Source organism: Pseudomonas sp. lyk4-R2A-10 (assembly GCF_030209075.1).
GTDB lineage: Bacteria > Pseudomonadota > Gammaproteobacteria > Pseudomonadales > Pseudomonadaceae > Aquipseudomonas > Aquipseudomonas glycinae.
Window position 1 is genome coordinate 470,706 of sequence record NZ_JARVSR010000011.1, and the last position, 26,344, is coordinate 497,049.

Annotated in this window: 22 protein-coding genes; 19 read left to right on the forward strand and 3 right to left on the reverse strand. The window is 60.1% G+C overall.

The annotated features are described in order from the left end of the window. The 10 genes from lpxB to ispD all read left to right on the forward strand — a co-directional run bounded on the left by lpxB (position 1) and on the right by ispD (position 13,286). The gene (lpxB, locus tag QRN46_RS19250) at positions 1-1,131 is read left to right on the forward strand and encodes a lipid-A-disaccharide synthase (protein WP_011332691.1); all 1,131 of its coding nucleotides are present in this window, start codon (positions 1-3) and stop codon (positions 1,129-1,131) included. 11 nt (positions 1,132-1,142) lie between these two features. Then, complete coding sequence (gene rnhB, locus QRN46_RS19255; RefSeq protein WP_041475153.1) at positions 1,143-1,769, forward strand: ribonuclease HII; 627 nt, start codon at positions 1,143-1,145, stop codon at positions 1,767-1,769. A 76-nt stretch (positions 1,770-1,845) separates the two neighbouring features. Next, positions 1,846-5,367, forward strand: a complete 3,522-nt coding sequence (dnaE, locus tag QRN46_RS19260) for a DNA polymerase III subunit alpha (RefSeq protein ID WP_285356571.1) — start codon at positions 1,846-1,848, stop codon at positions 5,365-5,367. 139 nt (positions 5,368-5,506) lie between these two features. Then, positions 5,507-6,454, forward strand: a complete 948-nt coding sequence (locus tag QRN46_RS19265; protein WP_011332694.1) for an acetyl-CoA carboxylase carboxyltransferase subunit alpha — start codon at positions 5,507-5,509, stop codon at positions 6,452-6,454. A gap of 146 nt (positions 6,455-6,600) precedes the next feature. Further along, the gene (tilS, locus tag QRN46_RS19270; RefSeq protein ID WP_011332695.1) at positions 6,601-7,929 is read left to right on the forward strand and encodes a tRNA lysidine(34) synthetase TilS; all 1,329 of its coding nucleotides are present in this window, start codon (positions 6,601-6,603) and stop codon (positions 7,927-7,929) included. Positions 7,930-8,203: 274 nt separating this feature from the next. Next, a complete protein-coding gene (gene pyrG, locus QRN46_RS19275) occupies positions 8,204-9,835 on the forward strand; it encodes a CTP synthase (protein WP_011332696.1) in 1,632 nt (543 codons plus the stop codon). 5 nt (positions 9,836-9,840) lie between these two features. Further along, the gene (gene kdsA, locus QRN46_RS19280) at positions 9,841-10,686 is read left to right on the forward strand and encodes a 3-deoxy-8-phosphooctulonate synthase (RefSeq protein WP_007954807.1); all 846 of its coding nucleotides are present in this window, start codon (positions 9,841-9,843) and stop codon (positions 10,684-10,686) included. 156 nt (positions 10,687-10,842) lie between these two features. Continuing rightward, a complete protein-coding gene (eno, locus tag QRN46_RS19285) occupies positions 10,843-12,132 on the forward strand; it encodes a phosphopyruvate hydratase (RefSeq protein WP_285356580.1) in 1,290 nt (429 codons plus the stop codon). A 171-nt stretch (positions 12,133-12,303) separates the two neighbouring features. Beyond that, positions 12,304-12,582: a cell division protein FtsB gene (ftsB, locus tag QRN46_RS19290; RefSeq protein WP_003222158.1), complete on the forward strand. Its 279-nt coding sequence runs from the start codon at positions 12,304-12,306 to the stop codon at positions 12,580-12,582. Then, positions 12,579-13,286: a 2-C-methyl-D-erythritol 4-phosphate cytidylyltransferase gene (gene ispD, locus QRN46_RS19295; protein WP_201816916.1), complete on the forward strand. Its 708-nt coding sequence runs from the start codon at positions 12,579-12,581 to the stop codon at positions 13,284-13,286. The genes ftsB and ispD overlap by 4 nt, the downstream gene beginning before the upstream one ends. Here ispD and QRN46_RS19300 read toward each other — a convergent pair. After that, positions 13,283-14,179, reverse strand: coding sequence for a LysR family transcriptional regulator (locus QRN46_RS19300; protein WP_011332699.1), 897 nt, complete (start codon positions 14,177-14,179; stop codon positions 13,283-13,285). The genes ispD and QRN46_RS19300 overlap by 4 nt on opposite strands. Before the next feature lie 116 nt (positions 14,180-14,295). On the opposite strand from QRN46_RS19300, the gene QRN46_RS19305 reads away from it, so the two are divergent. The 8 genes from QRN46_RS19305 to rpoS all read left to right on the forward strand — a co-directional run bounded on the left by QRN46_RS19305 (position 14,296) and on the right by rpoS (position 21,511). After that, positions 14,296-15,408: an S-(hydroxymethyl)glutathione dehydrogenase/class III alcohol dehydrogenase gene (locus QRN46_RS19305; protein ID WP_007954819.1), complete on the forward strand. Its 1,113-nt coding sequence runs from the start codon at positions 14,296-14,298 to the stop codon at positions 15,406-15,408. A 54-nt stretch (positions 15,409-15,462) separates the two neighbouring features. After that, complete coding sequence (fghA, locus tag QRN46_RS19310; RefSeq protein ID WP_285356587.1) at positions 15,463-16,308, forward strand: S-formylglutathione hydrolase; 846 nt, start codon at positions 15,463-15,465, stop codon at positions 16,306-16,308. A gap of 53 nt (positions 16,309-16,361) precedes the next feature. Continuing rightward, a complete protein-coding gene (ispF, locus tag QRN46_RS19315) occupies positions 16,362-16,835 on the forward strand; it encodes a 2-C-methyl-D-erythritol 2,4-cyclodiphosphate synthase (RefSeq protein ID WP_007954821.1) in 474 nt (157 codons plus the stop codon). Continuing rightward, a complete protein-coding gene (truD, locus tag QRN46_RS19320; RefSeq protein WP_201816913.1) occupies positions 16,832-17,890 on the forward strand; it encodes a tRNA pseudouridine(13) synthase TruD in 1,059 nt (352 codons plus the stop codon). The genes ispF and truD overlap by 4 nt, the downstream gene beginning before the upstream one ends. Further along, positions 17,878-18,627, forward strand: coding sequence for a 5'/3'-nucleotidase SurE (surE, locus tag QRN46_RS19325; protein ID WP_011332703.1), 750 nt, complete (start codon positions 17,878-17,880; stop codon positions 18,625-18,627). The genes truD and surE overlap by 13 nt, the downstream gene beginning before the upstream one ends. Before the next feature lie 41 nt (positions 18,628-18,668). Then, a complete protein-coding gene (locus QRN46_RS19330; RefSeq protein ID WP_170844894.1) occupies positions 18,669-19,304 on the forward strand; it encodes a protein-L-isoaspartate(D-aspartate) O-methyltransferase in 636 nt (211 codons plus the stop codon). A 211-nt stretch (positions 19,305-19,515) separates the two neighbouring features. Further along, positions 19,516-20,397 carry a peptidoglycan DD-metalloendopeptidase family protein gene (locus tag QRN46_RS19335; RefSeq protein WP_011332705.1) on the forward strand — a complete coding sequence of 294 codons (882 nt, stop codon included), beginning with the start codon at positions 19,516-19,518 and terminating at the stop codon, positions 20,395-20,397. A 106-nt stretch (positions 20,398-20,503) separates the two neighbouring features. Further along, positions 20,504-21,511 carry an RNA polymerase sigma factor RpoS gene (gene rpoS, locus QRN46_RS19340; protein ID WP_007954831.1) on the forward strand — a complete coding sequence of 336 codons (1,008 nt, stop codon included), beginning with the start codon at positions 20,504-20,506 and terminating at the stop codon, positions 21,509-21,511. Positions 21,512-22,000: 489 nt separating this feature from the next. Here the strand turns inward: rpoS and fdxA are convergent, their stop codons facing one another. Both fdxA and mutS read right to left on the reverse strand, forming a co-directional pair. Beyond that, entirely contained in the window at positions 22,001-22,324 is a 324-nt protein-coding gene (gene fdxA, locus QRN46_RS19345; protein WP_007908827.1) for a ferredoxin FdxA, read from the reverse strand. A 163-nt stretch (positions 22,325-22,487) separates the two neighbouring features. Further along, the gene (gene mutS, locus QRN46_RS19350) at positions 22,488-25,070 is read right to left on the reverse strand and encodes a DNA mismatch repair protein MutS (protein WP_011332706.1); all 2,583 of its coding nucleotides are present in this window, start codon (positions 25,068-25,070) and stop codon (positions 22,488-22,490) included. A gap of 210 nt (positions 25,071-25,280) precedes the next feature. On the opposite strand from mutS, the gene QRN46_RS19355 reads away from it, so the two are divergent. Beyond that, a complete protein-coding gene (locus tag QRN46_RS19355) occupies positions 25,281-26,015 on the forward strand; it encodes an XRE family transcriptional regulator (protein ID WP_041475154.1) in 735 nt (244 codons plus the stop codon). Positions 26,016-26,344 lie beyond the last annotated feature (329 nt).

Consider the following 26,344-nt stretch of genomic DNA (forward strand, 5'->3'; position numbering starts at 1 on the left):
ATGGCCAATCTGCGTATTGCGCTGGTGGCGGGTGAGGCTTCCGGTGACATTCTGGGCGCCGGTCTCATGCGCGCCCTCAAGGCACAGCACCCTGCGGTGGAGTTCATCGGTGTCGGCGGTCCGCTGATGCAGGCCGAAGGCCTGACCTCCTATTTTCCGATGGAACGTCTGTCGGTCATGGGGCTGGTGGAAGTCCTGGGGCGGTTGCGTGAACTGCTCAAGCGCCGCAAGGACCTCATCGCCACGCTTATCGCTGAAAAACCGGATGTATTCATCGGTATCGACGCACCGGACTTCAACCTCAATATCGAACTCAAGCTGCGTCAGGCCGGAATCAAGACCGTGCACTACGTCAGCCCTTCGGTATGGGCGTGGCGGCAGAAGCGGGTGCTGAAGATCCGCGAAGGCTGCGACCTGATGCTCACGCTGCTGCCGTTCGAAGCCAGATTCTATGAAGAGAAAGGCGTCCCGGTGCGGTTCGTCGGCCATACGCTGGCCGACACCATTCCGCTGGAGGCCGATCGCGCCGCTGCGCGTGCCGAACTCGGTCTGCCGGACGGTCCGCTGGTGGCATTGATGCCCGGCAGTCGGGGTGGCGAAGTCAGTCGTCTGGGGGCGCTGTTCCTTGATACCGCCCAACGTCTGCGTGCCATGCGCCCGGGTGTGCGTTTCGTCATCCCTTGCGCCAATCCCGAGCGTCGTGCCCAGCTCGAAGAGCTGTTGGCTGGCCGCGACCTGCCGGTGACTCTGCTCGATGGCAAATCCCACCTGGCTCTGGCAGCGTGCAACGCGGTTCTCATCGCGTCGGGCACGGCAACCCTGGAAGCGCTGCTGTACAAGCGTCCGATGGTCGTGGCCTACCGTCTTGCGCCGCTGACGTTCTGGATTCTCAAGCGCATGGTCAAGAGCCCGTACGTGTCCCTGCCGAACCTGCTGGCCCAGCGATTGCTGGTCCCGGAATTGTTGCAGGATGATGCGACTGTCGAGGCGCTTGCCCAGACCCTGTCGCCGTTGATCGACGGTGGCGAAGAGCAGACCCGCGGCTTCGACGAGATCCATCGCACCCTGCGCCTGGACGCTTCCAATCAGGCGGCTGATGCCGTTCTCAACCTGATCGGGCAAACACGATGAGCAAGACAAGCATGCAGATGGGGCTGGATTTTACCCTGGTCGCCGAAGTCGAAGAACTGGTGGCCGGTGTCGATGAAGTCGGTCGTGGCCCGCTGTGCGGCGCGGTCGTCACGGCCGCGGTTATCCTCGATCCGAACCGCCCGATTCTCGGCCTCAACGACTCGAAGAAACTCACCGAAGCCAAGCGCGAAAAGCTCTACGATGAAATCTGCGAGAAGGCGCTGAGCTGGTGCATCGCCCGCGCCGAGGTCGAAGAAATCGACGAACTGAACATCCTTCACGCCACCATGCTGGCGATGCAGCGCGCTGTCGCTGGCCTGCACATCCAGCCGAAACTGGCGATGATCGACGGCAACCGTTGCCCGAAACTGCCGATGCGTTCCGAAGCGGTGGTCAAGGGCGACAGCAAGGTTCCGGCCATCGCCGCGGCCTCGATTCTGGCCAAGGTCAGCCGCGACCGCGAGATGGCGGCGTTCGAATTGATCTACCCGGGTTACGGCATCAGTGGTCACAAAGGCTACCCGACGCCCGTTCATCTGGAAGCGCTGGTGCGCCTGGGGCCGACGCCGATTCACCGGCGTTCTTTTGCCCCGGTTCGTCAGGCTTATGAAGCGCTGGAAGGTCTCGTGCAGGTTTAGCGGCGAGGCTGATGTTTTGTTCGGGGCCCGGTACAATCCGGGCCTTGTTGTCTCTATGTAACTGGACAGGATCACTATGCCGGCTTCATTCGTTCATCTACGCCTGCACACTGAATACTCCCTGGTCGACGGGCTGGTGCGGATCAAGCCGTTGGTCAAGGCCCTGACCGGCATGGGCATGCCGGCCGTTGCGGTGACCGACCAGAACAACATGTGTTCGCTGGTCAAATTCTATAAAAACACCATGGGCGCCGGGATCAAGCCGATCTGCGGCGCCGACCTGTGGCTGTCGAACAAGGACCCGGATGGGCCGCTAAGCCGGATCAGCCTGCTGGTCATGAATGCCCAGGGCTATCGCAACCTGACCGAGCTGATTTCCCGTGGCTTCATCGACGGTCAGCGTAACGGCATGGTCATCATCGAGCGCGAGTGGGTCGCCGAGGCCAACGAAGGCCTGATCATGCTGTCCGCCGCGAAAGAAGGCGAGATCGGCATGGCCATGATCGGCGGCAACCCCGCCGAAGCCGAGGCGCTGGCCCGCGAATGGATGGCGGTGTTCCCGGATCGTTTCTATCTGGAAGTTCAGCGTACCAACCGTCCGAACGACGAAGAACAGTTGCACGGTGCCGTGGCCCTGGCCGACAAGCTCGGCGCGCCGTTGGTAGCTACAAACGACGTACGCTTCATCAAGCAGGAAGACTTCGCCGCTCACGAAACCCGCGTCTGCATCGGTGAGGGCAGGGCCCTCGACGATCCGCGGCGTTCGAAGAACTACAGTGATCAGCAGTACCTGAAAAGCGCCGAAGAAATGGCCGAGCTGTTCAGCGACCTGCCGGATGCGATCGAGAACACCGTCGAGATCGCCAAGCGCTGCAACATCGACGTGAAGCTGGGCAAGCACTTCCTGCCCGACTATCCAATTCCCGATGGCATGACCATCGACGAGTATTTCCGCAAGGTCTCTTTCGATGGCCTGGAAGAACGCCTCAGCGTGCTGCTGCCCAAGGACACCACCGAGGACTACGAGGCCAAGCGTCAGGTCTACGTCGACCGGCTGAATTTCGAGCTGGATATCATCATCCAGATGGGGTTCCCCGGTTACTTCCTGATCGTGATGGACTTTATCCAGTGGGCCAAGAACAACGGCGTGCCGGTGGGCCCAGGCCGGGGGTCGGGTGCCGGATCGCTGGTGGCCTATGTGCAAAAGATCACCGACCTCGACCCGCTGGAATATGACCTGCTGTTCGAACGTTTCCTCAACCCGGAACGGGTATCGATGCCCGACTTCGACGTCGACTTCTGCATGGATGGTCGCGACCGGGTGATCGATTACGTGGCCGAAAAATACGGCCGCAATGCGGTGAGCCAGATCATCACCTTCGGTTCCATGGCGGCGAAGGCTGTGGTGCGGGACGTGGCGCGGGCCCAGGGCAAGTCGTTCGGCCTGGCGGATCGCCTGTCGAAGATGATTCCGTTCGAAGTCGGCATGACCCTTGAAAAAGCCTACGAGCAGGAAGAAATCCTGCGCGACTTCATCAAGGTCGATGAGGAAGCGGCGGAAATCTGGGAGATGGCGCGCAAGCTCGAAGGCGTGGTGCGTAACGTCGGTAAACACGCCGGTGGTGTGGTGATCGCGCCGACCAAGCTGACCGACTTCTCGCCGATTTACTGCGACGAGGCCGGCGACGGTCTGGTGACCCAGTTCGACAAGGACGACGTCGAGGCGGCCGGTCTGGTGAAGTTCGACTTCCTCGGCCTGCGGACCCTGACGATCATCGACTGGGCGCTGAAGACCATCAACCGCGACCGCGCCAAGGTCAACGAGCCGCCGCTGGACATCGCGTTCATCCCGCTGGATGACAAGCCGACTTATCAGCTGCTGCAAAAGGCTGAAACCACCGCGGTGTTCCAGCTCGAATCCCGCGGCATGAAAGAGCTGATCAAAAAGCTCAAGCCCGACTGCCTCGAAGACTTGATCGCACTGGTGGCCCTGTTCCGTCCGGGCCCGCTGCAATCAGGCATGGTGGATGACTTCATCAACCGTAAGCACGGTCGCGCGGAACTTGCGTATCCGCACCCGGATTACCAGTACGAAGGTTTGCAGCCGGTACTGGCACCGACCTACGGCATCATCCTGTATCAGGAACAGGTGATGCAGATCGCCCAGGTCATGGCCGGTTATACCCTCGGTGGCGCGGACATGCTGCGTCGGGCGATGGGCAAGAAGAAGCCCGAGGAAATGGCCAAGCAGCGTGGCGGTTTCATTGAGGGTTGTGCGTCGAACAATATCGACGCGGATCTGGCCGGTAACATTTTCGACCTGGTGGAAAAGTTCGCCGGTTACGGCTTCAACAAATCCCACTCCGCCGCCTACGGCCTGGTCTCGTATCAGACTGCCTGGCTGAAGGCTCACTACCCGGCGCCGTTCATGGCTGCGGTACTGTCGGCGGACATGCACAACACCGACAAGGTCGTGACCTTGATCGAGGAAGTGCGCACGATGAAGCTGCGCCTCGATGCGCCGGACGTGAACACGTCGGAATTCAAGTTCACGGTGAACGACGAGGGACGCATCGTGTACGGCCTGGGCGCGATCAAAGGCGTCGGTGAAGGCCCGGTGGAAGCGATCACCGAGGTCCGTCAGGCCGGTCCGTTCAAGGACCTGTTCGACTTCTGCGCCCGAGTTGACCTCAAGCGTATCAACAAGCGCACGCTGGACGGTCTGATCCGCAGCGGTGCGCTGGATCGCCTCGGCCCGTACTTCCACGACGAGCAGAAGGCCTATCAGGCCAACATCGACCGCAACCGTGCCGTTCTGCTGGCGGCGATGGAAGAGGCGATCAAGTCGGCCGAGCAGACCGCGCGCACCCGTGACAGCGGCCACGCCGACCTGTTTGGCGGGCTGTTCGTCGAGGAAGACGCGGACGTTTACGCGGTTCATCGCAAGGCGAAAGAGCTGACCCTCAAGGAACGGCTCAAAGGTGAAAAAGACACCTTGGGCCTGTACCTGACCGGTCACCCGATCGACGAGTACGAAGGCGAAATTCGCCGATTCGCCCGTCAGCGCATCATCGACCTGAAACCGGCCCGGGATACCCAGACCGTGGCGGGGATGATCATCGCCCTGCGGGTGATGAAGAACAAAAAGGGCGACAAGATGGGCTTCATCACCCTCGACGACCGCTCCGGGCGGATCGAGGCGTCGCTGTTTGCCGATGCGTTCCATTCTGCGCAATCGCTGTTGCAGACCGATGCGATGGTGGTGGTCGAAGGCGAGGTCAGCAACGACGACTTCTCCGGCGGCCTGCGCCTGCGGGTCAAGCGGGTGATGAGCATGGAAGATGCGCGCACCAATCTGGCCGAGAGCCTGCGCCTGAAGTTGCAGACCCAGGATCTGAAGGGCGATCAGCTACGCTGGTTGGGTGATTTGCTCAAGCGTCATCGCGGGGCGTGCCCGATCACCATGGAATACACCAGTCCCGATGCGAAGACCTTGCTGCAGTTTGGCGAGACCTGGCGGATCGACCCGGCGGATGCCTTGATTCAAGCCCTGCGTGACCAGTTCGGGCGAGACAACGTCTTCCTCCAATACCGTTGACCGGCAGGTGCAATCAAAGCGCCTGCCCACAACCTGAATTTTTAATCTCGACCTTAGCGCGCCTCTCCCTTATGGTAGGGCGCGAATAGACAACCGGCCGGCCCAAGCTCACTTGGGACACGACCCAAGACGGACGCCTATGAACCCGAATTTTCTAGATTTCGAACAGCCGATCGCCGACCTGCAAGCCAAGATCGAAGAGTTGCGCTTGGTCGGTAATGACAATTCGCTGAATATCGGCGATGAGATCTCCCGCCTGCAGGACAAGAGCAAGACGCTGACCGAAGACATCTTCGGCAAGCTGACCAGCTGGCAGATCGCACGTCTGGCGCGTCACCCGAAACGTCCTTACACCCTGGACTACATCGAGCACATCTTCACCGAGTTCGACGAACTGCACGGTGACCGTCACTTCTCCGACGACGCGGCCATTGTGGGCGGCGTTGCACGTCTGGAAGACCAGCCAGTGATGGTGATCGGTCACCAGAAGGGCCGTGAAGTGCGTGAAAAGGTACGCCGCAACTTCGGCATGCCGCGTCCGGAAGGCTACCGCAAGGCTTGCCGCCTGATGGAAATGGCCGAGCGTTTCAAGATGCCGATCCTGACCTTCATCGATACCCCGGGCGCCTACCCTGGGATCGACGCCGAAGAGCGCAACCAGAGCGAAGCGATCGCCTGGAACCTGCGCGTCATGGCCCGCCTGAAAACCCCGATCATCGCCACCGTGATTGGTGAAGGTGGTTCCGGCGGTGCACTGGCAATCGGTGTATGCGACCAGTTGAACATGCTGCAGTACTCGACCTACGCGGTGATCTCGCCGGAAGGTTGCGCTTCGATTCTGTGGAAAACCGCAGAGAAGGCGCCGGATGCTGCTGAAGCGATGGGTATCACCGCCGAGCGTCTGAAAGGCCTGGGCATTGTCGACAAGGTGATCAGCGAGCCTCTGGGCGGCGCCCACCGTGATCCGGCCGCTGCTGCCGCATCGATCCGCGCCGAGCTGAGCTCGCAACTGGCGATGCTGAAGAAGTTCGACAACGAAGCGCTGCTCAAGCGTCGTTACGATCGTCTGATGAGCTACGGTCTCTAAGTCGAGCCGTTCCGACCAGCGATGCAAAACACTGTGGGAGCGGGCTTGCCCGCGAATGCGATGTAACATTCAACGACTGTGTTGGCTGTTTCAGCGCTTTCGCGAGCAAGCCCGCTCCCACATTTGGTTTGTGAAAAGGTAGAAAAATGGGTCAGCCCTCGATTGACTTGCCTTCCAGGCTTCTGCGCAATCTCAAGCCCTGGCTCGGTGCTTCCCATTGGCGCATCGCCTTCTCCGGTGGCCTCGATTCCACCGTTCTGCTGCACCTCCTGGCCAAACTCGCCAAAAACCAATCCATTCCGGCGCTAAGCGCCATCCATGTCCATCACGGTCTTCAGGCTGCGGCCGACGCATGGCCTGCGCATTGTCAGGCTGTTTGCGAGGAACTGGCGGTGCCGTTGCAAGTGCAGCGTGTGCAGGTGCAGCCGGGGGCGAGTGTAGAGCGCGCGGCACGGGATGCACGCTATGCGGCGTTCAGTGCGGCGACTCAGGCCAATGACGTGCTGCTGACCGGGCAGCATCGCGACGATCAGGCTGAAACGCTGTTGTTCCGTCTGCTGCGTGGCGCCGGCGTGCGTGGGTTGTCCGGAATGCCGGCCACGCGAGCGCTGGGGCAGGGCAGTCTGGTGCGGCCGTTGCTCGACGTCACACGCGCAGAGTTGGAAGCCTATGCGCGGGACCATGGCCTGCGTTGGATCGAGGATCCGTCGAATCAGGATCGACAGTTCTCTCGCAATTATCTGCGCCATCAGATCATGCCGCTGCTGATCGGCCGCTGGCCGCAGGCACACGCCAGCATGGCCCGCAGCGCGGCGCATCTGCGTGAGGCGCAGGGCTTGCTTGATGAGCTGGCACAAATCGATCTGACTCAAGCAAGTTTGCCCAGCGAGTTCGAATGGTCGGGATTGCCATCGCTGGAGTTTGCGGCCATCGCGAAATTGTCCGATGCCCGTCAGCGAAATGCACTCAGCCACTGGCTTGAGCCGTTGACCCGACTGCCGGATACCGACCATTGGTCGGGTTGGGTCGATGTGCGTGACGCCGGCAACGATGCCTCGCCGATCTGGCGTCTGGCGGATGGCGAGCTGCATCGAAGCGCCGGCCGCTTGTGGTGGCTCAGCGGAGAATGGCTACGCACACCGGTGGTCAGCGGCGACTGGCATGACCTGTCGTCAGCGCTACGCTTGCCCGATAACGGACGTGTCATGTTCAGCGGCCAGACTCCCGTCGGGCCGCTGCACATCCGCTATCGGCAGGGCGGCGAGGTAATGGACCTGGCGGGTCGCGGTCATCGCGATCTCAAGCGCCTGCTCAATGAGCGCGCGGTGCCGGGCTTCGTGCGTGGCAGATTGCCGCTGCTGTTTCGCGGTGAAGAATTGCTCGCCGTGGCGAACCTGCCGGGGCTCGACGGCAATGCGCTGGAAGGCTGGCGATTGCATTGGCAGCCTTCGGACGAAGATCAAGGTTTGAGATGAAGGGGGCATTCCGGTAGACTACGCTCCCTTCTTGATACAACTTCTGTGGATTCGCCTGAATTGCAGGAGTTGCCGATTACCAAGCAGTCTTTGCTGGGCGATTCCAAAAAATGTGTAGCGAGCAACGTACCGGTGTTTTCACTTCCGGTCTGTCCCAACGCGGCGGTTTTTTTGAAAGGTGCACTGTGATTAATGCAGGTGATCGGGGGCTTCGGCCTTCCTTCGCTTTCCCCGGCGGCTCGGACCGCTTTAACGCAGACTTCTAGGGTTTTTCATGACGCGCTACATATTCGTCACGGGCGGTGTTGTTTCTTCTTTGGGGAAAGGCATTGCATCGGCTTCATTGGCGGCCATCCTGGAGGCGCGGGGGCTTAAGGTCACCATGCTGAAGCTGGATCCGTACATCAACGTCGACCCGGGCACCATGAGCCCGTTCCAGCACGGTGAAGTGTTCGTCACCCACGACGGCGCCGAGACCGACCTGGACCTGGGCCACTACGAGCGGTTCATCCGCACGACCATGACCCAGAACAACAACTTCACCACCGGCCGTGTCTACGAGCACGTGCTGCGCAAAGAGCGCCGTGGTGACTACCTGGGTGCAACCATCCAGGTGATTCCGCACATCACCGACGAAATCAAGCGTCGCATCATCAAGGGTGCCGGCGACGCCGACGTGGCCCTGGTGGAAATCGGCGGTACTGTTGGCGACATCGAGTCGCAACCGTTCCTAGAAGCCATCCGCCAGCTGCGTGTGGAAGTCGGCTCCAAGCGCGCGATGCTGATGCACCTGACCCTGGTTCCGTACATCGCCACCGCTGGCGAGACCAAGACCAAGCCGACCCAGCACTCCGTGAAGGAACTGCGTTCGATCGGCCTGCAGCCAGACGTCCTGATCTGCCGCTCCGACCATCCGGTGGATGTGTCCTCGCGTCGCAAGATCGCGCTGTTCACCAACGTTGAAGAGCGTGCGGTGATCTCCCTGGAAGACGTCGACACCATCTACAAGATCCCGGCCGTGCTGCACGCTCAGGGTCTGGACGATTTCGTCGTCGAGCGTTTCGGCCTGCAATGCAATGGCGCCGACCTGTCCGAGTGGGAAAAGGTCGTTGATGCCAAGCTCAATCCAGAGCACGAAGTCACCATCGCGATGGTCGGCAAGTACATGGAGCTGCTGGACGCCTACAAGTCGCTGATCGAAGCGATGAGTCACGCCGGCATCACCAACCGCACCAAGGTCAACCTGCGCTACATCGATTCCGAAGACATCGAGAATCAGGGCACTGCGCTGCTGGAAGGTGTCGACGCGATCCTTGTACCGGGCGGCTTCGGTCTGCGTGGCGTGGAAGGCAAGATCACCGCCGTTCAATACGCTCGCGAAAACAAGGTTCCATACCTGGGCATCTGCCTGGGCATGCAAGTGGCGGTCATCGAGTTCGCCCGTAACGTGCTGGGCTGGAAAGACGCCAACTCCACCGAGTTCGATCGTGCCAGCGGCCATCCGGTTGTCGGTCTGATCACCGAGTGGGAAGACGCCACCGGTGCCGTTGAAGTGCGTACCGAAGCGTCCGATCTGGGCGGCACCATGCGCCTCGGCGCTCAGGAATGCCTGCTCGAAGCCGGCTCCAAGGTGCACGACTGCTACGGCAAGGATGTGATTGTCGAGCGTCACCGTCACCGTTACGAAGTGAACAACAACCTGCTGCCGCAAATCATCGAAGCCGGCCTGAAGATTTCCGGTCGCTCTTCCGATGCAGCGCTGGTTGAAGTGGTCGAAGCACCGGATCATCCATGGTTCGTCGCTTGCCAGTTCCACCCAGAGTTCACCTCGACGCCACGCGATGGCCATCCGCTGTTCAGCGGCTTCGTCAAAGCGGCATTGGCTCAACACCAGAAGAAGGCGTAACCCCGATGGCACAGAAGATCATCCGCGTCGGCGACATCGAGATTGCCAACGACAAACCCATGGTGCTGTTCGGCGGCATGAACGTGCTGGAAAGCCGTGACATGGCCATGCAGGTTTGCGAAGAGTACGTGAAGGTCACCGAAAAACTCGGCATCCCTTACGTGTTCAAGGCCAGCTTCGACAAGGCCAACCGTTCTTCTGTGACCTCCTATCGCGGTCCTGGCCTGGAAGAGGGCATGCGCATCTTCCAGGACATCAAACAAGCCTTCGGCGTGCCGATCATCACCGACGTCCACGAGCCTGACCAGGCTGCGGTCGTCGCTGAGGTCTGCGACATCATCCAGCTGCCGGCCTTCCTGTCGCGCCAGACCGATCTGGTCGTCGCGATGGCCAAGACCAACGCTGTGATCAACATCAAGAAAGCCCAGTTCCTCGCGCCTCAGGAAATGAAACACATCCTGAACAAGTGCGTGGAAGCGGGTAACGATCAGTTGATCCTCTGCGAGCGCGGTTCGAGCTTCGGCTACAACAACCTCGTGGTCGACATGCTCGGCTTCGGCATCATGAAGCAGTTCGAGTACCCGGTATTCTTCGACGTGACCCATTCGCTGCAAATGCCGGGCGGTCGTTCCGACTCCGCCGGCGGTCGCCGCGCCCAGGTCACCGACCTGGCCAAGGCTGGCATGAGCCAGTCGCTGGCGGGGCTGTTCCTCGAAGCGCACCCGGACCCGGACAACGCCAAATGCGACGGCCCTTGCGCCTTGCGTCTGGACAAACTGGAGCCATTCCTGGCCCAGCTCAAAGCCCTGGACGAACTGGTGAAGAGTTTTCCGACGGTAGAAACCGCGTAAACCTCAATTCTCCGGTAAAGTACCGCACGATTTGTCGCTCATGCCCTCGGGTATGAGCGTTGTCGTCTGCAAGCTGCCCGCTGCACACCACTTGCCGACGGTAAAAAGATTTCCTCTAGCTGCGTCGTTTTCGTCAACTTTGGAGTGTTTACAACAATGGCAAAAATCGTCGACATCAAAGGTCGTGAAGTTCTCGACTCCCGTGGCAATCCCACCGTGGAAGCGGACGTGCTTCTCGACAACGGCATCATCGGCAGCGCCTGCGCGCCGTCCGGTGCATCCACTGGCTCGCGTGAAGCGCTCGAGCTGCGTGATGGCGACAAGAGCCGTTACCTGGGCAAGGGCGTGCTCAAGGCGGTAGCCAACATCAACGGTCCGATCCGCGATCTGCTGCTGGGCACCGACCCAAGCGACCAGAAAGCGCTGGATCACGCGATGATCAAGCTCGACGGTACTGACAACAAAGCGACCCTGGGCGCCAACGCGATCCTCGCCGTGTCCCTGGCTGCGGCCAAGGCGGCTGCACAGGATCAGGACCTGCCGCTGTACGCACACATCGCCAATCTGAACGGCACCCCGGGTGTTTACTCGATGCCGGTTCCGATGATGAACATCATCAACGGTGGCGAACACGCCGACAACAACGTCGACATCCAGGAATTCATGGTTCAGCCGGTTGGCGCCAAGTCCTTCTCGGAAGGTCTGCGCATGGGCACCGAGATTTTCCATCACCTCAAAGCCGTGCTGAAGGCCCGTGGCCTGAGCACTGCCGTCGGTGACGAAGGCGGTTTCGCGCCGAACCTGGCTTCCAACGAAGACGCACTGAAAGTGATCTCCGAAGCAGTCGCCAACGCCGGTTACAAGCTGGGCACCGACGTGACCCTGGCTCTGGACTGCGCAGCCAGCGAATTCTTCGAAGACGGCAAGTACAACCTGTCCGGCGAAGGCCAGGTGTTCACCGCTGAAGGTTTCGCCGACTACCTCAAAGGTCTGACCGAGCGTTACCCGATCATCTCGATCGAAGACGGTCTGGACGAGTCCGACTGGGCTGGCTGGAAGATCCTCACCGACAAGATCGGCGAGAAGACCCAACTGGTTGGCGACGACCTGTTCGTGACCAACACCAAGATCCTGAAAGAAGGCATCGACAAGAAGATCGCCAACTCGATCCTGATCAAGTTCAACCAGATCGGCACCCTGACCGAAACCCTGGAAGCCATCCAGATGGCCAAGGCTGCCGGTTACACCGCCGTGATCTCGCACCGTTCGGGCGAAACCGAAGATTCCACCATTGCCGACCTGGCTGTGGGTACTTCGGCTGGCCAGATCAAGACCGGTTCGCTGTGCCGTTCCGACCGCGTTTCCAAGTACAACCAACTGCTGCGTATCGAAGAGCAGTTGAATGGCAAGGCCAAGTACAACGGTCGCTCCGAGTTCCGCGGCTGATTGCTACATGTTAAAAAGACACCGGATTGTGTCGGAAAAGTCGTGACAGCGATGGATTTGCCACTAATCTGATGCCTTATATGCACAAGCCTGGATATTCCAGGCTTCGTGCTATCAGATGCTTCAAAGTTTAGGCGTGGCTGTCTTTTTTCACTGGATACCTGATATTCGATGCGCAGTCCTTACTGGTTGTTTCTCGTTTTGCTCTTGCTGCTGGCCGGTCTGCAGTACCGCCTGTGGGTGGGCAATGGCAGTCTGGCGCAAGTCGCCGAGCTGAATCAGCAGATCGCTGATCAACACGCCGAGAACGAAGCCTTGCTGGAGCGCAACCGGGTGATGGACGCTGAAGTCAGCGAGTTGAAGAAAGGCATGGAGACCGTTGAAGAGCGGGCTCGTCACGAACTGGGCATGGTCAAGGACGGCGAAACCCTTTACCAGTTGGCCCAATGATCGATTCCCTGCCGGCCTTCTGGGCCGTGATTCCTGCCGCGGGCGTCGGTGCCCGTATGGCCGCGGACCGTCCCAAGCAATACCTGCAACTGGGCGGGCGCACAATTCTCGAACACAGCCTCGGCTGTTTCCTCGATCACCCGAGACTCAAGGGGTTGGTGGTCAGTCTTGCCGTTGATGATCCTTATTGGCCGAACCTGGCCAGCGCCAGTGATCCGCGAATTCAACGGGTCGACGGTGGCACCGAACGTTCCGGCTCGGTACTCAATGCCTTGCTGCATCTGCACGCCCAAGGTGCCGACGACGAGGACTGGGTGCTGGTGCACGATGCGGCGCGGCCCAATCTGAGCCGTGACGATCTCGACAAATTGCTCGCTGAGCTGGCGAACGATCCGGTCGGTGGTTTGCTGGCTGTGCCGGCGAAGGACACTCTCAAGCGGGTCGACAAGCACGGTCGGGTGGTGGAAACCGTCGATCGCAGTGTGATCTGGCAAGCCTATACGCCGCAGATGTTCCGCCTCGGTGCGCTGCACCGGGCTTTGGCCGACAGTCTCGTGGCGGATGCAGTCATCACCGATGAAGCTTCGGCGATGGAGTGGGCTGGCATGGCGCCGCGTCTGATCGAGGGCCGCGCGGATAACTTGAAAGTCACCCGCCCCGAAGACCTCGAATGGTTGCGTCAGCGCTGGACCAACCGTCGTTAAGCTCGATATTCCGGCCGTTCGGCCAAACCTTCCTTGAGAAAATCCACCAGTTTGCGCACCTTGGGCGACAGGTGCCGCTGCTGCGGATACAGCGCCCACACCGCCGTATTCGGCGGTTGATGCGTCTCCAACAAAGAAACCAACGCACCGCTGTGCAGATGTTCCAGCACGTAATAGTCAGGCAACTGACACAGTCCGACGCCTTGTAGCGCCGCATCCAGCACCGCTTGCCCACTGTTGCAGCGCCAGTTTCCCTGCACCCGCTGGGAAAATTCCCGCCCGTTTTGTTCAAGTTGCCAGATATCCGAGCTGCCGATCAGGCAATTGTGCCGCCCCAGTTCCGACAAACTGTGTGGGCGCCCGTACCGTTCCAGGTAGGAAGGCGACGCACACAGATACATGCGCCGCGGTGCCAGCCGGGTCGCCACCAACCGGGAGTCCTGAAGCCGGCCAAGACGGATCGCCAGGTCCAGGCCTTCATGCACCAGATCGAGTTGCCGGTTGGTCAGTTCGATATCGATGCGCAGTTGCGGGTAGTGCCCCATGAACCGCGTCACCAGCGGCACAATGAAACGCTCGCCATACGCCACGGCACAGGTCATGCGCAGCATGCCTTTGGGTTCGCTGGTCAGATCGCCGACCGCGCGCAAGGCTTCTTCGCGTCCGTCCTGCAGACGTTGGCAATGTTGCAGAAAGGTCTGGCCGGCCTCGGTCAGGGTGACGCGCCGGGTGCTGCGATACAGCAGTCGCGTCTGCAAACGCTCTTCCAGTCGTACGATTTGTCGACTGATGTGCGAGGAAGAAACGCCCAGGCGTTCGGCAGCGGCTGTGAACTGACTGCATTCGGCAACGGCGACGAACTCGTCGATACCTTCCCAGCGATTTTCGGACATGGGGATTATCCCTGTATGGCAATAATGTTTTGCTTTTGTCCGGATTATTCATCATGCAGCGCTGAACTACACTGACCGTCTGGTTTTTTATTCAATGGGTTCACTGGAGATTCAGCATGATCAAGTCGCGCGCCGCCGTTGCCTTCGAGGCCAAAAAGCCGCTGGAAATCGTAGAAGTCGATGTCGCCATGCCCAAGGCCGGTGAAGTATTGCTGCGCGTGGTGGCTTCCGGGGTTTGCCACACTGACGCTTACACCCTGTCCGGCGCGGACCCGGAAGGTATCTTCCCGTCGATCCTCGGCCACGAAGGCGGCGCCATCGTCGAAGCGATCGGCGAAGGCGTGACATCCGTGGCGGTCGGCGATCACGTCATTCCGCTGTACACCCCGGAATGCGGTCAGTGCAAATTCTGTAAGTCGGGCAAGACCAACCTGTGTCAGGCGATTCGCGCCACCCAGGGCAAGGGCCTGATGCCGGACGGCACTTCGCGCTTTTCCTACAAGGGCCAAACGATTTTCCACTACATGGGTACTTCGACGTTCTCCGAGTACACCGTGCTGCCGGAAATCTCCGTGGCCAAGATCTCCAAGGATGCGCCGCTGGAAAAGGTCTGCCTGCTCGGTTGCGGCGTGACCACCGGTATCGGTGCGGTGATCAACACCGCCAAGGTCAAACCGGGTGACACCGTGGCCATCTTCGGTCTCGGCGGCATCGGACTGTCGGCCGTGATCGGCGCGGTGAAGGCCAAGGCCTCGCGCATCATCGCCATCGACATCAACCCGGCCAAGTTCGAAATCGCCAAACAATTGGGTGCCACCGACTGCGTGAACCCGAAAGACTTCGATCGTCCGATCCAGGAAGTGATCGTCGACATGACCGATGGCGGCGTCGACTTCTCCTTCGAATGTATCGGCAATGTGCAACTGATGCGTGCGGCCCTTGAGTGCTGCCACAAGGGCTGGGGCGAGTCGGTGATCATCGGTGTTGCCGGCGCCGGCCAGGAAATTGCCACCCGTCCGTTCCAGCTGGTGACCGGTCGCGTCTGGCGCGGTTCGGCGTTCGGTGGCGTGCGTGGCCGTACCGAACTGCCAAGCTATGTTGACATGGCGCAAAGCGGCGAAATCCCGCTGGATACTTTCATCACCCACACCATGGGTCTGGAAGACATCAACAAGGCCTTCGATCTGATGCATGAAGGCAAGAGCATCCGTACCGTCATTCATTTCTGATCAATCGCGAACCATGGCCGCCAGCGCGCGGCCGTGGTTGCGTAGGAGTCCTACATGAGTCTGGAAAACATCTCCTGTCAGAAAAGTTTCGGCGGTTGGCACAAGCGTTATCGCCATCGTTCCGAAGTGCTCGGTTGTGACATGGTGTTCGCCGTGTACCTGCCGCCGCAGGCAGAGCAGGGCGGCAAGTTGCCGGTGCTGTACTGGCTGTCGGGCCTGACCTGTACGGACGAGAACTTCATGCAGAAGGCCGGTGCGATGCGCATGGCGGCCGAGCTAGGCCTGATCATCGTGGCGCCGGACACCAGTCCGCGCGGCCCGGATGTACCGGATGATCCTGACGGGGCTTGGGATTTCGGCCTCGGTGCCGGGTTTTATCTGAATGCCACGCAGGAACCGTGGTCGCGGCACTATCGGATGCATGACTACGTCGTGCAGGAATTGCCTTCACTGGTTGAAGCGCATTTCCCGGCGTCGGACAAGCGCAGCATCAGCGGCCACTCCATGGGCGGTCACGGTGCGCTGGTCTGTGCGTTGCGCAATCCAGGGCGTTATCAGTCGGTATCGGCGTTTTCGCCAATCAACAATCCGATCGACTGCCCGTGGGGCCAGAAGGCATTCACCCGCTATCTGGGCGAAGACCGTTCGAAATGGCGCGAATGGGATGCCTGTGCACTGATCGCCGAAGCGGACGAGAAGCTGCCATTGCTGGTCGATCAGGGTGACCGTGACGATTTCCTCGCCACCCAACTCAAACCGGAAGCCCTGCAACAAGCCGCAAAACATGCGGGCCACCCGCTGACGTTGCGCCTGCAACCGGGCTATGACCACAGCTATTTCTTCATCGCCAGCTTCATTGACGACCACTTGCAGCATCACGCGCGCGCTCTAGGCGCCTAACGCCTGACAAAGCAGGTAGAATCACGCCCTGACAAAATTCGGGGCGTTTTTTTATGCGTATTGGCCACGGCTATGATGTGCACCGTTTCGCTGAAGGCGATTTCATTACTCTGGGCGGCGTGCGAATCGCACACGGCTTCGGGCTGCTCGCTCACTCCGACGGTGACGTCCTGCTGCACGCCTTGAGCGATGCCTTGCTCGGCGCGGCGGCGCTGGGTGATATCGGCAAGCATTTTCCGGACACCGACCCGCAATTCAAGGGTGCCGACAGCCGAGTGCTGCTGCGTCACGTGGTCAGTCTGATCCATGCCAAAGGCTGGAAGGTCGGCAACGTCGACAACACCATCGTTGCCCAGGCTCCGAAAATGGCCCCCCATATCGAATCGATGCGCGCGCTGATTGCCGCGGATCTGCAAGTAGAACTGGATCAAGTGAACGTGAAAGCCACCACCACCGAAAAGCTCGGCTTCGTCGGTCGCGAAGAAGGCATCGCCGTGCATTCCGTTGCCTTGTTGCTGCGCGCATGAACGAACTGCAACTGCTCGGCCCGCGGGCCTATGGCGACGCCCTCGGCACCGCGGTACTGAAAGCCATCGCTGAAGATTTCCAGGTCGATGAAGTCCTCGATATTCCGTTCAGCGGTGACGGCGAGCACCTGTGGATCTGGGTGGAAAAGCGCGGCCTGAATACCGAAGAGGCTGCACGCCGTATCGCCAAGGCGGCCGGTGTACCGTTGCGTACGGTGAGCTATGCCGGTCTGAAAGACCGTCAGGCGCTGACCCGTCAGTGGTTCAGCGTGCAATTGCCGGGCAAGGCCGATCCGGATCTGTCGGCGGCGGAAAACGACACGCTGAAAATCCTCAAGACCACCCGCCACAAGCGCAAGCTGCAACGCGGTGCGCATTCGGCAAACGGTTTCACCCTGCGCCTGACTCAGTTCAATGGCGACAAGGCGGCCATCGACGAGCGCCTGCGACTGATCGCCAAACAAGGTATCCCGAATTATTTCGGCGCCCAGCGTTTCGGCCATGACGGTGGCAATGTGGTCGATGCCCGTTCGTGGGCTGCGCGCAAGGCACTGCCGGAGCAGCGCAATGTGCGCTCGCGCCTGCTGTCGACCGCGCGCAGTTTTCTGTTCAATCAGGTGCTCGCGGCGCGGGTGGCCGATGGCACCTGGCAGCGCGCCCAGGTCGGCGATCTGCTGGCCTTCACCGACAGCCGCAGCTTTTTTCCGGCCGGTGAAGCCGAGTGCAGCGATCCGCGTCTGGCCATTCTTGACCTGCACCCGACCGGTCCGCAGTGGGGCGAAGGTGACTCGCCGGCGGCCGGGGTTGTCCATGATCTGGAGCAGGGGATTGCCGCACGCGAGGCGGATCTGCGCGATTGGTTGATTAATGCCGGTATGAGCCACGAACGTCGCATCCTGCGGCTGCCCATTGGCGGGTTGACGTGGCATTATCCCGAGCCTGACATTCTGCAACTGGAATTCGTCCTCCCGGCCGGATGCTTCGCCACCGTATTGGTGCGCGAGCTCGTTGATCTGGTGCCGGTGGGGCAGACGGACAGCCCATGCGTATTCTGATTTCTAACGACGATGGGGTGACTGCGCCCGGTCTTGCCGCGCTATATGCTGCGCTGGCGGATTACACCGAGTGCGTGGTTATCGCCCCGGAACAGGACAAGAGCGGTGCCAGCAGTTCGCTGACACTCGACCGTCCGCTGCACCCGCAGTACCTGGCCAACGGCTTTATCAGCCTCAATGGCACACCGACCGACTGCGTCCATCTGGGGCTCAACGGTTTGCTCGAACGCGAGCCGGACATGGTGGTTTCGGGTATCAACCTTGGCGCCAACCTGGGTGATGACGTGCTGTATTCCGGAACGGTGGCAGCCGCCCTCGAGGGCCGCTTTCTCAAGCGCCCGTCGTTTGCCTTCTCGCTGGTTTCGCGGCAGGTCGACAACTTGCCCACGGCCGCCTACTTTGCGCGCAAACTGGTCGAGGCCCACGCCGGGCTCGATCTGCCACCGCGCACGGTGTTGAACGTGAACATTCCTAATCTGCCGATCGATCACATTCGCGGCATTCAACTGACCCGTCTCGGCCATCGCGCCCGTGCGGCGGCACCGATGAAAGTCGTGGACCCGCGCGGCAAGGCCGGTTACTGGATCGCAGCGGCAGGTGATGCGGAAGACGGCGGGCCGGGCACCGATTTCCATGCGGTGATGCAGGGTTACGTATCCATCACTCCGTTGCAGCTCGATCGCACCTTCAATGATGCCTTCAGAAGTCTCGACGGCTGGCTGGAGGGGCTCAACTGATGGCTCGTGAACAAGACGACAGGCTGCGCAGCGGCATCGGGATGACGTCCCAGCGAACCCGTGAGCGCCTGATCCAGCGTCTGTACGAAGAGGGCGTTTCCAACGCCAGCGTGCTGGAAGTGATCCGCCGCACCCCGCGACACCTGTTCGTCGATGAAGCGCTGGCGCATCGTGCCTATGAAGACACCGCGCTGCCGATCGGCAACAACCAGACCATTTCCCAGCCTTATATGGTGGCGCGCATGAGCGAGCTGCTGCTGGAAGCCGGGCCGCTGGATAAGGTGCTGGAGATCGGCACCGGATCCGGTTACCAGACGGCAGTGTTGTCGCAGTTGGTCGAGCGGGTGTTCTCGGTAGAGCGCATCAAGGTGCTGCAGGATCGGGCCAAGGAACGCCTGGTCGAGCTCAACCTGCGCAACGTGGTGTTTCGCTGGGGCGATGGTTGGGAAGGGTGGCCGGCGCTAGCGCCGTACAACGGCATTATCGTCACGGCGGTCGCCACCGATGTGCCTCAGGCTTTGCTTGATCAACTGGCTCCGGGTGGGCGGATGGTGATCCCGGTCGGTTCGGGCGAAGTGCAGCAATTGATGCTGATCGTGCGCGAAGAAAACGGTTTCTCCCGACACGTTCTGGGGGCGGTGCGTTTCGTGCCATTGCTCAACGGTCCGCTGGCCTGAGCATTTGTTCGAGGCCGCTGAATTCCTGTCGAACGCGCCTGTCTTACAGCGGCGGCGAGTGTTTAAACAGAAAGGATCGTCTACAAGCAAACGTGTGCGCCGAGCGATAGCGCTTCTATAAAGGTAAAGCCGGTTGCGCTCGTTATACTTGCGAAGTTTCATGCCGGAATCGGCATTCCACATTTTTCAGCCACCACAAAGGGAGCGGCGGGTGAGTCTCACAGTCATTGCGCAGCGTATGGGTAACACGAGCTTTCAGCGCCTGGTGACTGGCCTTGTCTTGAGCACCTTGCTGGTCGGTTGCTCCAGCACAAAATCGAGCAACGTTCGGGTCGTGGATCGCAACAATGCGGTGGCCCAGCGTCCGGTCGTGACGACCGGGCAGTATGTAGTCCGTCCGGGCGATACCTTGTTTTCCATCGCTTTTCGCTACGGCTGGGACTACAAAGCCCTCGCCGCCCGGAACAACATTCCTACGCCATACACGATCCATCCGGGTCAGACGATTCGCTTCGACGGCCGTACCGGTTCAACGTCGACTGCGGTCGTCAGCAACTCCGGTTCTTCAGCGTCTTCGTCCAGCAAAACCACGGTTATCCGGCGCCAGGCAAATGGCACGACAACCACCACGACCACGGGTTCCGGCGCAGCTTCGACGACGGTTGTACCGTCCGTCGCCAACAAGCAAACACCCGCTCCGCTGCCTCCACCGGGCCCGGCCCCGACCGGCTGGGGATGGCCATCTAATGGCATTCTCATTGGAAAATTCTCTTCAAACGGTAGTTTGAATAAAGGAATTGATATCGCCGGAGATTTGGGACAGCCTGTTTTAGCTGCGTCTGATGGGACGGTGGTATATGCCGGGAGTGGCTTAAGGGGCTACGGCGAATTGGTCATCATCAAACACAGCGAAACCTACGTCAGTGCTTACGGACACAACCGTCGGCTGTTGGTACGGGAGGGGCAGCAGGTCAAGGTCGGACAGACAATTGCCGAAATGGGGTCAACGGGTACAGACCGGGTGAAACTGCATTTTGAGATTCGCCGACAAGGTAAACCTGTAGATCCGCTGCAGTTCCTGCCAAGACGTTGATTTGCAGACCAGCCTGTTCCGTCACGTAGAGGGGACAGGCTCCAGCGTTGCCAAGGATAAAGGCGCCGCTTGAGCTTGGGGTCGAACTCACCAAAGGACTATAACAATGGCTCTCAGTAAAGAAGTGCCGGAGTTTGACATCGACGATGAGGTTCTCCTGATGGAGACCGGCATCGATTCGGATTCGATGTCGAATGATGAAGGGGCTGCTCCACCTTCCGTTCGTGCCAAATCCAAACACTCCGCTTCACTTAAACAACATAAGTACATCGATTACACTCGGGCACTCGATGCCACGCAGCTGTACCTCAACGAAATCGGCTTTTCCCCTCTGCTCTCCCCGGAAGAAGAAGTTCATTTTGCGCGCTTGTCGCAAAGTGGCGACCCGGCCGGGCGCAAGCGCATGATCGAAAGTAACCTGCGGCTGGTGGTCAAGATCGCCCGGCGTTACGTCAATCGGGGGCTGTCGCTGCTGGATCTGATCGAAGAGGGCAACCTCGGACTGATCCGAGCGGTGGAAAAGTTCGATCCTGAGCGCGGCTTCCGCTTCTCGACCTACGCAACCTGGTGGATTCGTCAGACCATCGAACGCGCGATCATGAATCAGACCCGGACCATCCGGCTGCCGATTCATGTGGTCAAGGAGCTCAACGTGTACCTGCGGGCTGCACGGGAGCTGACGCAAAAGCTCGACCACGAACCTTCACCCGAAGAAATCGCCAACCTGCTGGAAAAACCGGTGGGCGAGGTCAAGCGCATGCTGGGCCTGAACGAGCGGGTTTCTTCGGTCGACGTCTCGCTGGGTCCGGATTCGGATAAAACCCTGCTGGACACCCTGACGGATGACCGTCCGACTGATCCGTGCGAACTGCTGCAGGATGACGATCTGTCGCAGAGCATCGATCAATGGCTCTCGGAGCTGACCGACAAGCAACGCGAGGTGGTGGTACGCCGCTTCGGTCTGCGCGGCCACGAGAGCAGCACGCTGGAAGATGTAGGCCTGGAGATCGGCCTGACCCGGGAACGGGTGAGACAGATCCAGGTGGAAGGCCTTAAGCGCCTTCGGGAAATTCTCGAGAAAAACGGCCTGTCGAGCGAGTCGCTGTTTCAATAAGCCGCCCGCCTGACCGCCATGCAGAAAGCCCCGACTGGTTCGGGGCTTTTTGTTTGTGTGCTGAAAGCGGCAGGTATTCCCACCTTGTAGGTTTGCGCTGTAAGCCTTTGCTGACTGTATCGTAAGTGTTCGTTATTTTTACACTGCTGCCGAAGGCGATTGCGCTCATCATCTTCGGGTAACACAATGATTTATATGGTTATTTTTTAATGTTAAGGGCTTATGACAACAGGTTCACGCGCTGAGGGCCGGTTGCCCCCTGCGGGGAACTCGCTAGTATCTGGGTTGTGTCGACGGATAGACACGCCCTTCAAGGAAGAGGGGAATGGACATCGCAGGAAGCGATTCATCAGGACGATGAAAAGGAACACAGGGAATAGGGAAAAAATGTGGGCGGGTCAAACCGCCCCTTTTTTTGCCTGAAGAAAAGCCAGACCCGCAAAAACAAAAAGGCCCGCGAGGGGCCTTTTCATTCGAGCGCGGGACAGATCAGCGTTCGAGGTCTTTGATCTTGCCTTTGACGCCATCCCACTCTTCGGCATCCGGCAGCGATTCTTTCTTCTCGGTGATGTTCGGCCAGATTTCGGCCAACTCGACGTTCAATTGAATGAACTCCTGCATCTCTTCCGGAACTTCGTCCTCGGAGAAAATGGCCACGGCCGGGCATTCCGGTTCGCACAGGGCGCAGTCGATGCACTCATCCGGGTGAATCACCAGGAAATTCGGGCCTTCGTAAAAGCAGTCCACCGGACAGACTTCTACGCAGTCGGTGTACTTGCACTTGATGCAGTTGTCGGTGACGACGAAGGTCATTTCTAATTTTCTCCTCAGGCGGCGGCAGCGTTGCCCCTTCACGGTTGGGGTCGCCAGGTTCGGGAGCGATGTCTGCCAGCCAGGCTATTAGCCAGCAGCATCCCGAACCGCGCGAGATTCTAACAGCTTGAAGCCGTTTGCGTTATATCCGGTTCGTCGGTGCTTAGATCCGGTTCTTAAGTGCATATAACATTTCGAGCGCACGACGCGGTGTAACGTCATCCAGATCCAGTTTGGCCAACTCATCCAGCACCGGATGCGGAAGGCTGGCAAACATGTCGCTCTGTTGCGGCGCTGCCGGTTTGCCCTTGGCGGCCGGCTTCGGCGCCTCATGTGGCAGCGCGGTATCTTCCAGGCGGCTCAAGTGTTCACGAGCACGCACGATCACTTCGCTCGGCACTCCGGCCAGTTGTGCAACCGCGAGGCCATAACTCTGGCTCGCCGGCCCCGGCAACACATGGTGCAGGAATACGATGCGCTCATTGTGCTCGGTGGCGTTGAGGTGCACGTTGGCCACCAGCGGTTCGGCTTCCGGCAACACGGTCAATTCGAAATAGTGCGTCGCAAACAGAGTATAGGCCCGCAGCTGCGCCAAACGCTCCGCCGCCGCCCACGCCAGGGACAGACCATCAAAGGTGCTGGTGCCGCGCCCGACTTCGTCCATCAGCACCAGACTGCGCTCGGTGGCATTGTGCAGGATGTTCGCGGTTTCGCTCATTTCCACCATGAAGGTCGAGCGTCCGCCGGCGAGGTCGTCGCTGGAACCGATCCGGGTGAAGATCCGGTCCACCAGCGACAGTTCACAACTGGCTGCCGGCACGAAGCTGCCGATGTGTGCCAGCAGCACGATCAGTGCAGTCTGGCGCATATAGGTGGATTTACCGCCCATGTTCGGACCGGTGATCACCAGCATGCGGGTGTTGTCGTCCAGGCTCAGGTCGTTGGCCACGAACGGCGTTGTCAGCACTTGCTCGACCACCGGATGACGGCCCTGGGAGATGCGCATGCACGGTTCGCTGACGAACGTCGGGCAATTCAGGTCGAGATTCAGCGCACGTTCGGCGAGGTTGCTCAGCACGTCCAGCTCGGCCAGGGCACCTGCGGTGTCCTGCAGCGGCGGCAGCTGGCTGATCAAATCTTCCAGCAGCGCTTCATAAAGCATTTTCTCGCGAGCCAGGGCGCGGCTCTTGGCCGACAACGCCTTGTCTTCGAACTCTTTCAGTTCCGGGGTGATGAAGCGCTCGGCACCCTTGAGGGTCTGACGACGGATGTAGTCTGCCGGCGCTGATTCAGCCTGCTTGCTCGGCAACTCGATGAAGTAGCCGTGAATGCGGTTGTAGCCGACTTTCAGGTTGGCGAGGCCGGTACGGGCCTTTTCCCGGGCTTCCAGATCGATCAGGAACTGGCCGGCGTTCTCGCTCAGCGATTGCAGCTCGTCGAGCTCGCTGTCGTAACCGGTTTTCAGCACGCCGCCGTCACGGATCACCGCCGGCGGGTTGTCGATGATGGCTTTTTCCAGCAGCGCCGCCAGTTCCGGATAAGTGCTGGTGGTGGTCGCCAGACGTTGCAGGTGCGGCGCCTCGAGATCGGTCATCGCCACTTGCAGTTCAGGCAGCGCACCGAGCGCGTCGCGCAGGCGAGCGAGGTCGCGAGGGCGGGCATTGCGCAGGCCGATCCGCGCCAGGATACGCTCGATGTCGCCGATTTCCTTGAGCTGCGGTTGCAGGTTTTCAAAGCGATAGCGGTCGAGCAGGCAAGTGATCGAGGTCTGGCGAGCCAGCAGCACGGTCAGATCGCGCAGCGGACGGTTGAGCCATCGGGTCAGCAAGCGGCTGCCCATCGCGGTCTGGCAACGGTCGACCACCGATTGCAGGGTGTTGTCGCGGCCACCGGCCAGGTTAGTGTCAAGTTCGAGGTTACGGCGGCTGGCGCCGTCCAGCACCACGGTGTCGTCCAGCCGTTCATGGCGCAGGCTGCGCAAATGGGGCAGGGCGGTGCGCTGGGTTTCCTTGGCGTACGCCAGCAAGCAACCGGCGGCGCCGATGGCCAGGGTCAGGGTTTCGCAGCCAAAACCTTTGAGGTCTTGGGTGGAGAATTGCTGGCAGAGACTTTTCAGCGCCGAATCACGTTCGAAATCCCACGGTGCACGACGACGTACGCCACGGCGTTTTTCCGCCGGCAGATCCTTCGGCCAGTCATCCGGGATCAGCAACTCGACCGGGTTGACCCGCTCCAGCTCCGCCAACAGGTTTTCCCAGCCCTTGATCTCCAGCACGGTGAAGTTGCCGCTGGTGATGTCCAGCACCGCCAGACCGAACAGGCGCTCGTCGCCCAGCACCGCCGCGATCAGGTTGTCGCGGCGCTCATCCAGCAACGCTTCGTCGCTGACCGTACCGGGGGTGATGATCCGCACCACCTGACGTTCCACCGGGCCTTTGCTGGTGGCCGGGTCGCCGACCTGCTCGCAGATCACCACCGACTCGCCGAGCTTGACCAGCTTCGCCAGATAACCTTCCGCCGCGTGATACGGAATCCCGCACATCGGAATCGCCTGACCCGCCGACTGCCCGCGCGCGGTCAGGGTGATGTCCAGCAACTTAGCCGCCTTCTTCGCGTCTTCGTAGAAGATCTCGTAGAAGTCGCCCATGCGGTAGAACATCAGCTGGTCCGGGTGCTGATTCTTCAGGCGCCAGTACTGCTGCATCATCGGGGTGTGGGAGGACAGGTCGGAGACGGCTTTATTCATCGGATTGTCAGGCAACTCGTTGGAAGGTGTGGGGCAAAAGCGGGGCAGTCGCCGGGCTTTTCCGCGATGGGCGCAAGGTTACCATGGGCGGTCTGTCGGACGCAGGCATCGCGGCCGGGTGACATCTATCTGGTGCAAAAACGTCGACTATGCACGATTTATGCAAATCAGCATTTGTCTTCGCGAAAAACTTCAAGCACTATGCGCGTTATGCAAAAACGCAACGTATCTACCGTCTTAAGAGCACTGCTCGACCAGCACGGGATCTCCCCCACGGAGCTCCACCGTCGCACCGGCGTGCCTCAATCCACGCTCTCGCGGATTCTAAGCGGGAAGATCGTCGATCCTTCAGATAAGCACATCTCGAAGATCGCCGAGTACTTTGCCGTGAGCACCGACCAGTTGCGCGGGCGCGCGGATGTTGCGCCCGCCGCCAACGCCGGACGCGACGAGTTGCATTCCGAACTCAAGGACATAAGCCTGTGGGACGACGACACCCCCGTCGATGACGACGAGGTGTCGGTGCCCTTTCTTCGCGAGGTTGAATTGGCTGCTGGATCAGGAAGATTCGTCATCGAAGAGAGCGAACGCTCAAGCCTGCGCTTCGGCAAGCGCAGCCTGCGCCATAACGGTGTGCAGTTCGACCAGGCCAAATGCGTGACGGTGCGGGGCAACAGCATGTTGCCGGTGCTGCGCGACGGTGCCACGGTTGGGGTCAACGCGGGCAAGTGCGGGATCGGCGACATCATCGATGGCGACCTTTATGCGATCAACCACAACGGTCAACTGCGGGTGAAGCAGCTTTATCGCCTGCCTACCGGTATCCGTCTGCGCAGCTTCAATCGCGATGAGCATCCGGACGAGGACTACAGCTTCCAGGACATGCAGGAAGAGCAGATCGTCATCCTCGGTCACGTTTTCTGGTGGGGCATGTACGCCCGGTAACCCGATCCCTTTCGGATAAAACCCGCCTCGGCGGGTTTTTTTTCGCCTGTAGAAAACCGGGCAACCCTTGATTGGCGGGGCTTCCATGCATCCGCGCATTTCTCGTGCATAAATAAATGCATTTACGCATTGACTGTATATGCATCCATGCATATTCTTGCCACCAAGCCGCTCGACAAAGCGGCTGGCAACAACAGCTCTTTAGTTCCACAAGAACAGGCAGCGATGAACCGGCCTCAACGGTTCAGAGGGTTGGCAACTGACCCGGGTGTGCAGCGTAAAGCACCAGAAGCAGTTATCCGGCGGGCAGGGACCGCGGTCGGAAAAAC

What these genes read in the sequence shown, in the direction of transcription:
- lpxB (WP_011332691.1), top strand. Translation starts at nt 1, where the DNA reads ATGGCCAATCTGCGTATTGCGCTGGTGGCGGGTGAGGCTTCCGGTGAC.
- rnhB (WP_041475153.1), top strand. Translation starts at nt 1,143, where the DNA reads ATGCAGATGGGGCTGGATTTTACCCTGGTCGCCGAAGTCGAAGAACTG.
- dnaE (WP_285356571.1), top strand. Translation starts at nt 1,846, where the DNA reads ATGCCGGCTTCATTCGTTCATCTACGCCTGCACACTGAATACTCCCTG.
- QRN46_RS19265 (WP_011332694.1), top strand. Translation starts at nt 5,507, where the DNA reads ATGAACCCGAATTTTCTAGATTTCGAACAGCCGATCGCCGACCTGCAA.
- tilS (WP_011332695.1), top strand. Translation starts at nt 6,601, where the DNA reads ATGGGTCAGCCCTCGATTGACTTGCCTTCCAGGCTTCTGCGCAATCTC.
- pyrG (WP_011332696.1), top strand. Translation starts at nt 8,204, where the DNA reads ATGACGCGCTACATATTCGTCACGGGCGGTGTTGTTTCTTCTTTGGGG.
- kdsA (WP_007954807.1), top strand. Translation starts at nt 9,841, where the DNA reads ATGGCACAGAAGATCATCCGCGTCGGCGACATCGAGATTGCCAACGAC.
- eno (WP_285356580.1), top strand. Translation starts at nt 10,843, where the DNA reads ATGGCAAAAATCGTCGACATCAAAGGTCGTGAAGTTCTCGACTCCCGT.
- ftsB (WP_003222158.1), top strand. Translation starts at nt 12,304, where the DNA reads ATGCGCAGTCCTTACTGGTTGTTTCTCGTTTTGCTCTTGCTGCTGGCC.
- ispD (WP_201816916.1), top strand. Translation starts at nt 12,579, where the DNA reads ATGATCGATTCCCTGCCGGCCTTCTGGGCCGTGATTCCTGCCGCGGGC.
- QRN46_RS19300 (WP_011332699.1), bottom strand. Translation starts at nt 14,179, where the DNA reads ATGTCCGAAAATCGCTGGGAAGGTATCGACGAGTTCGTCGCCGTTGCC.
- QRN46_RS19305 (WP_007954819.1), top strand. Translation starts at nt 14,296, where the DNA reads ATGATCAAGTCGCGCGCCGCCGTTGCCTTCGAGGCCAAAAAGCCGCTG.
- fghA (WP_285356587.1), top strand. Translation starts at nt 15,463, where the DNA reads ATGAGTCTGGAAAACATCTCCTGTCAGAAAAGTTTCGGCGGTTGGCAC.
- ispF (WP_007954821.1), top strand. Translation starts at nt 16,362, where the DNA reads ATGCGTATTGGCCACGGCTATGATGTGCACCGTTTCGCTGAAGGCGAT.
- truD (WP_201816913.1), top strand. Translation starts at nt 16,832, where the DNA reads ATGAACGAACTGCAACTGCTCGGCCCGCGGGCCTATGGCGACGCCCTC.
- surE (WP_011332703.1), top strand. Translation starts at nt 17,878, where the DNA reads ATGCGTATTCTGATTTCTAACGACGATGGGGTGACTGCGCCCGGTCTT.
- QRN46_RS19330 (WP_170844894.1), top strand. Translation starts at nt 18,669, where the DNA reads ATGACGTCCCAGCGAACCCGTGAGCGCCTGATCCAGCGTCTGTACGAA.
- rpoS (WP_007954831.1), top strand. Translation starts at nt 20,504, where the DNA reads ATGGCTCTCAGTAAAGAAGTGCCGGAGTTTGACATCGACGATGAGGTT.
- fdxA (WP_007908827.1), bottom strand. Translation starts at nt 22,324, where the DNA reads ATGACCTTCGTCGTCACCGACAACTGCATCAAGTGCAAGTACACCGAC.
- mutS (WP_011332706.1), bottom strand. Translation starts at nt 25,070, where the DNA reads ATGAATAAAGCCGTCTCCGACCTGTCCTCCCACACCCCGATGATGCAG.
- QRN46_RS19355 (WP_041475154.1), top strand. Translation starts at nt 25,281, where the DNA reads ATGCAAAAACGCAACGTATCTACCGTCTTAAGAGCACTGCTCGACCAG.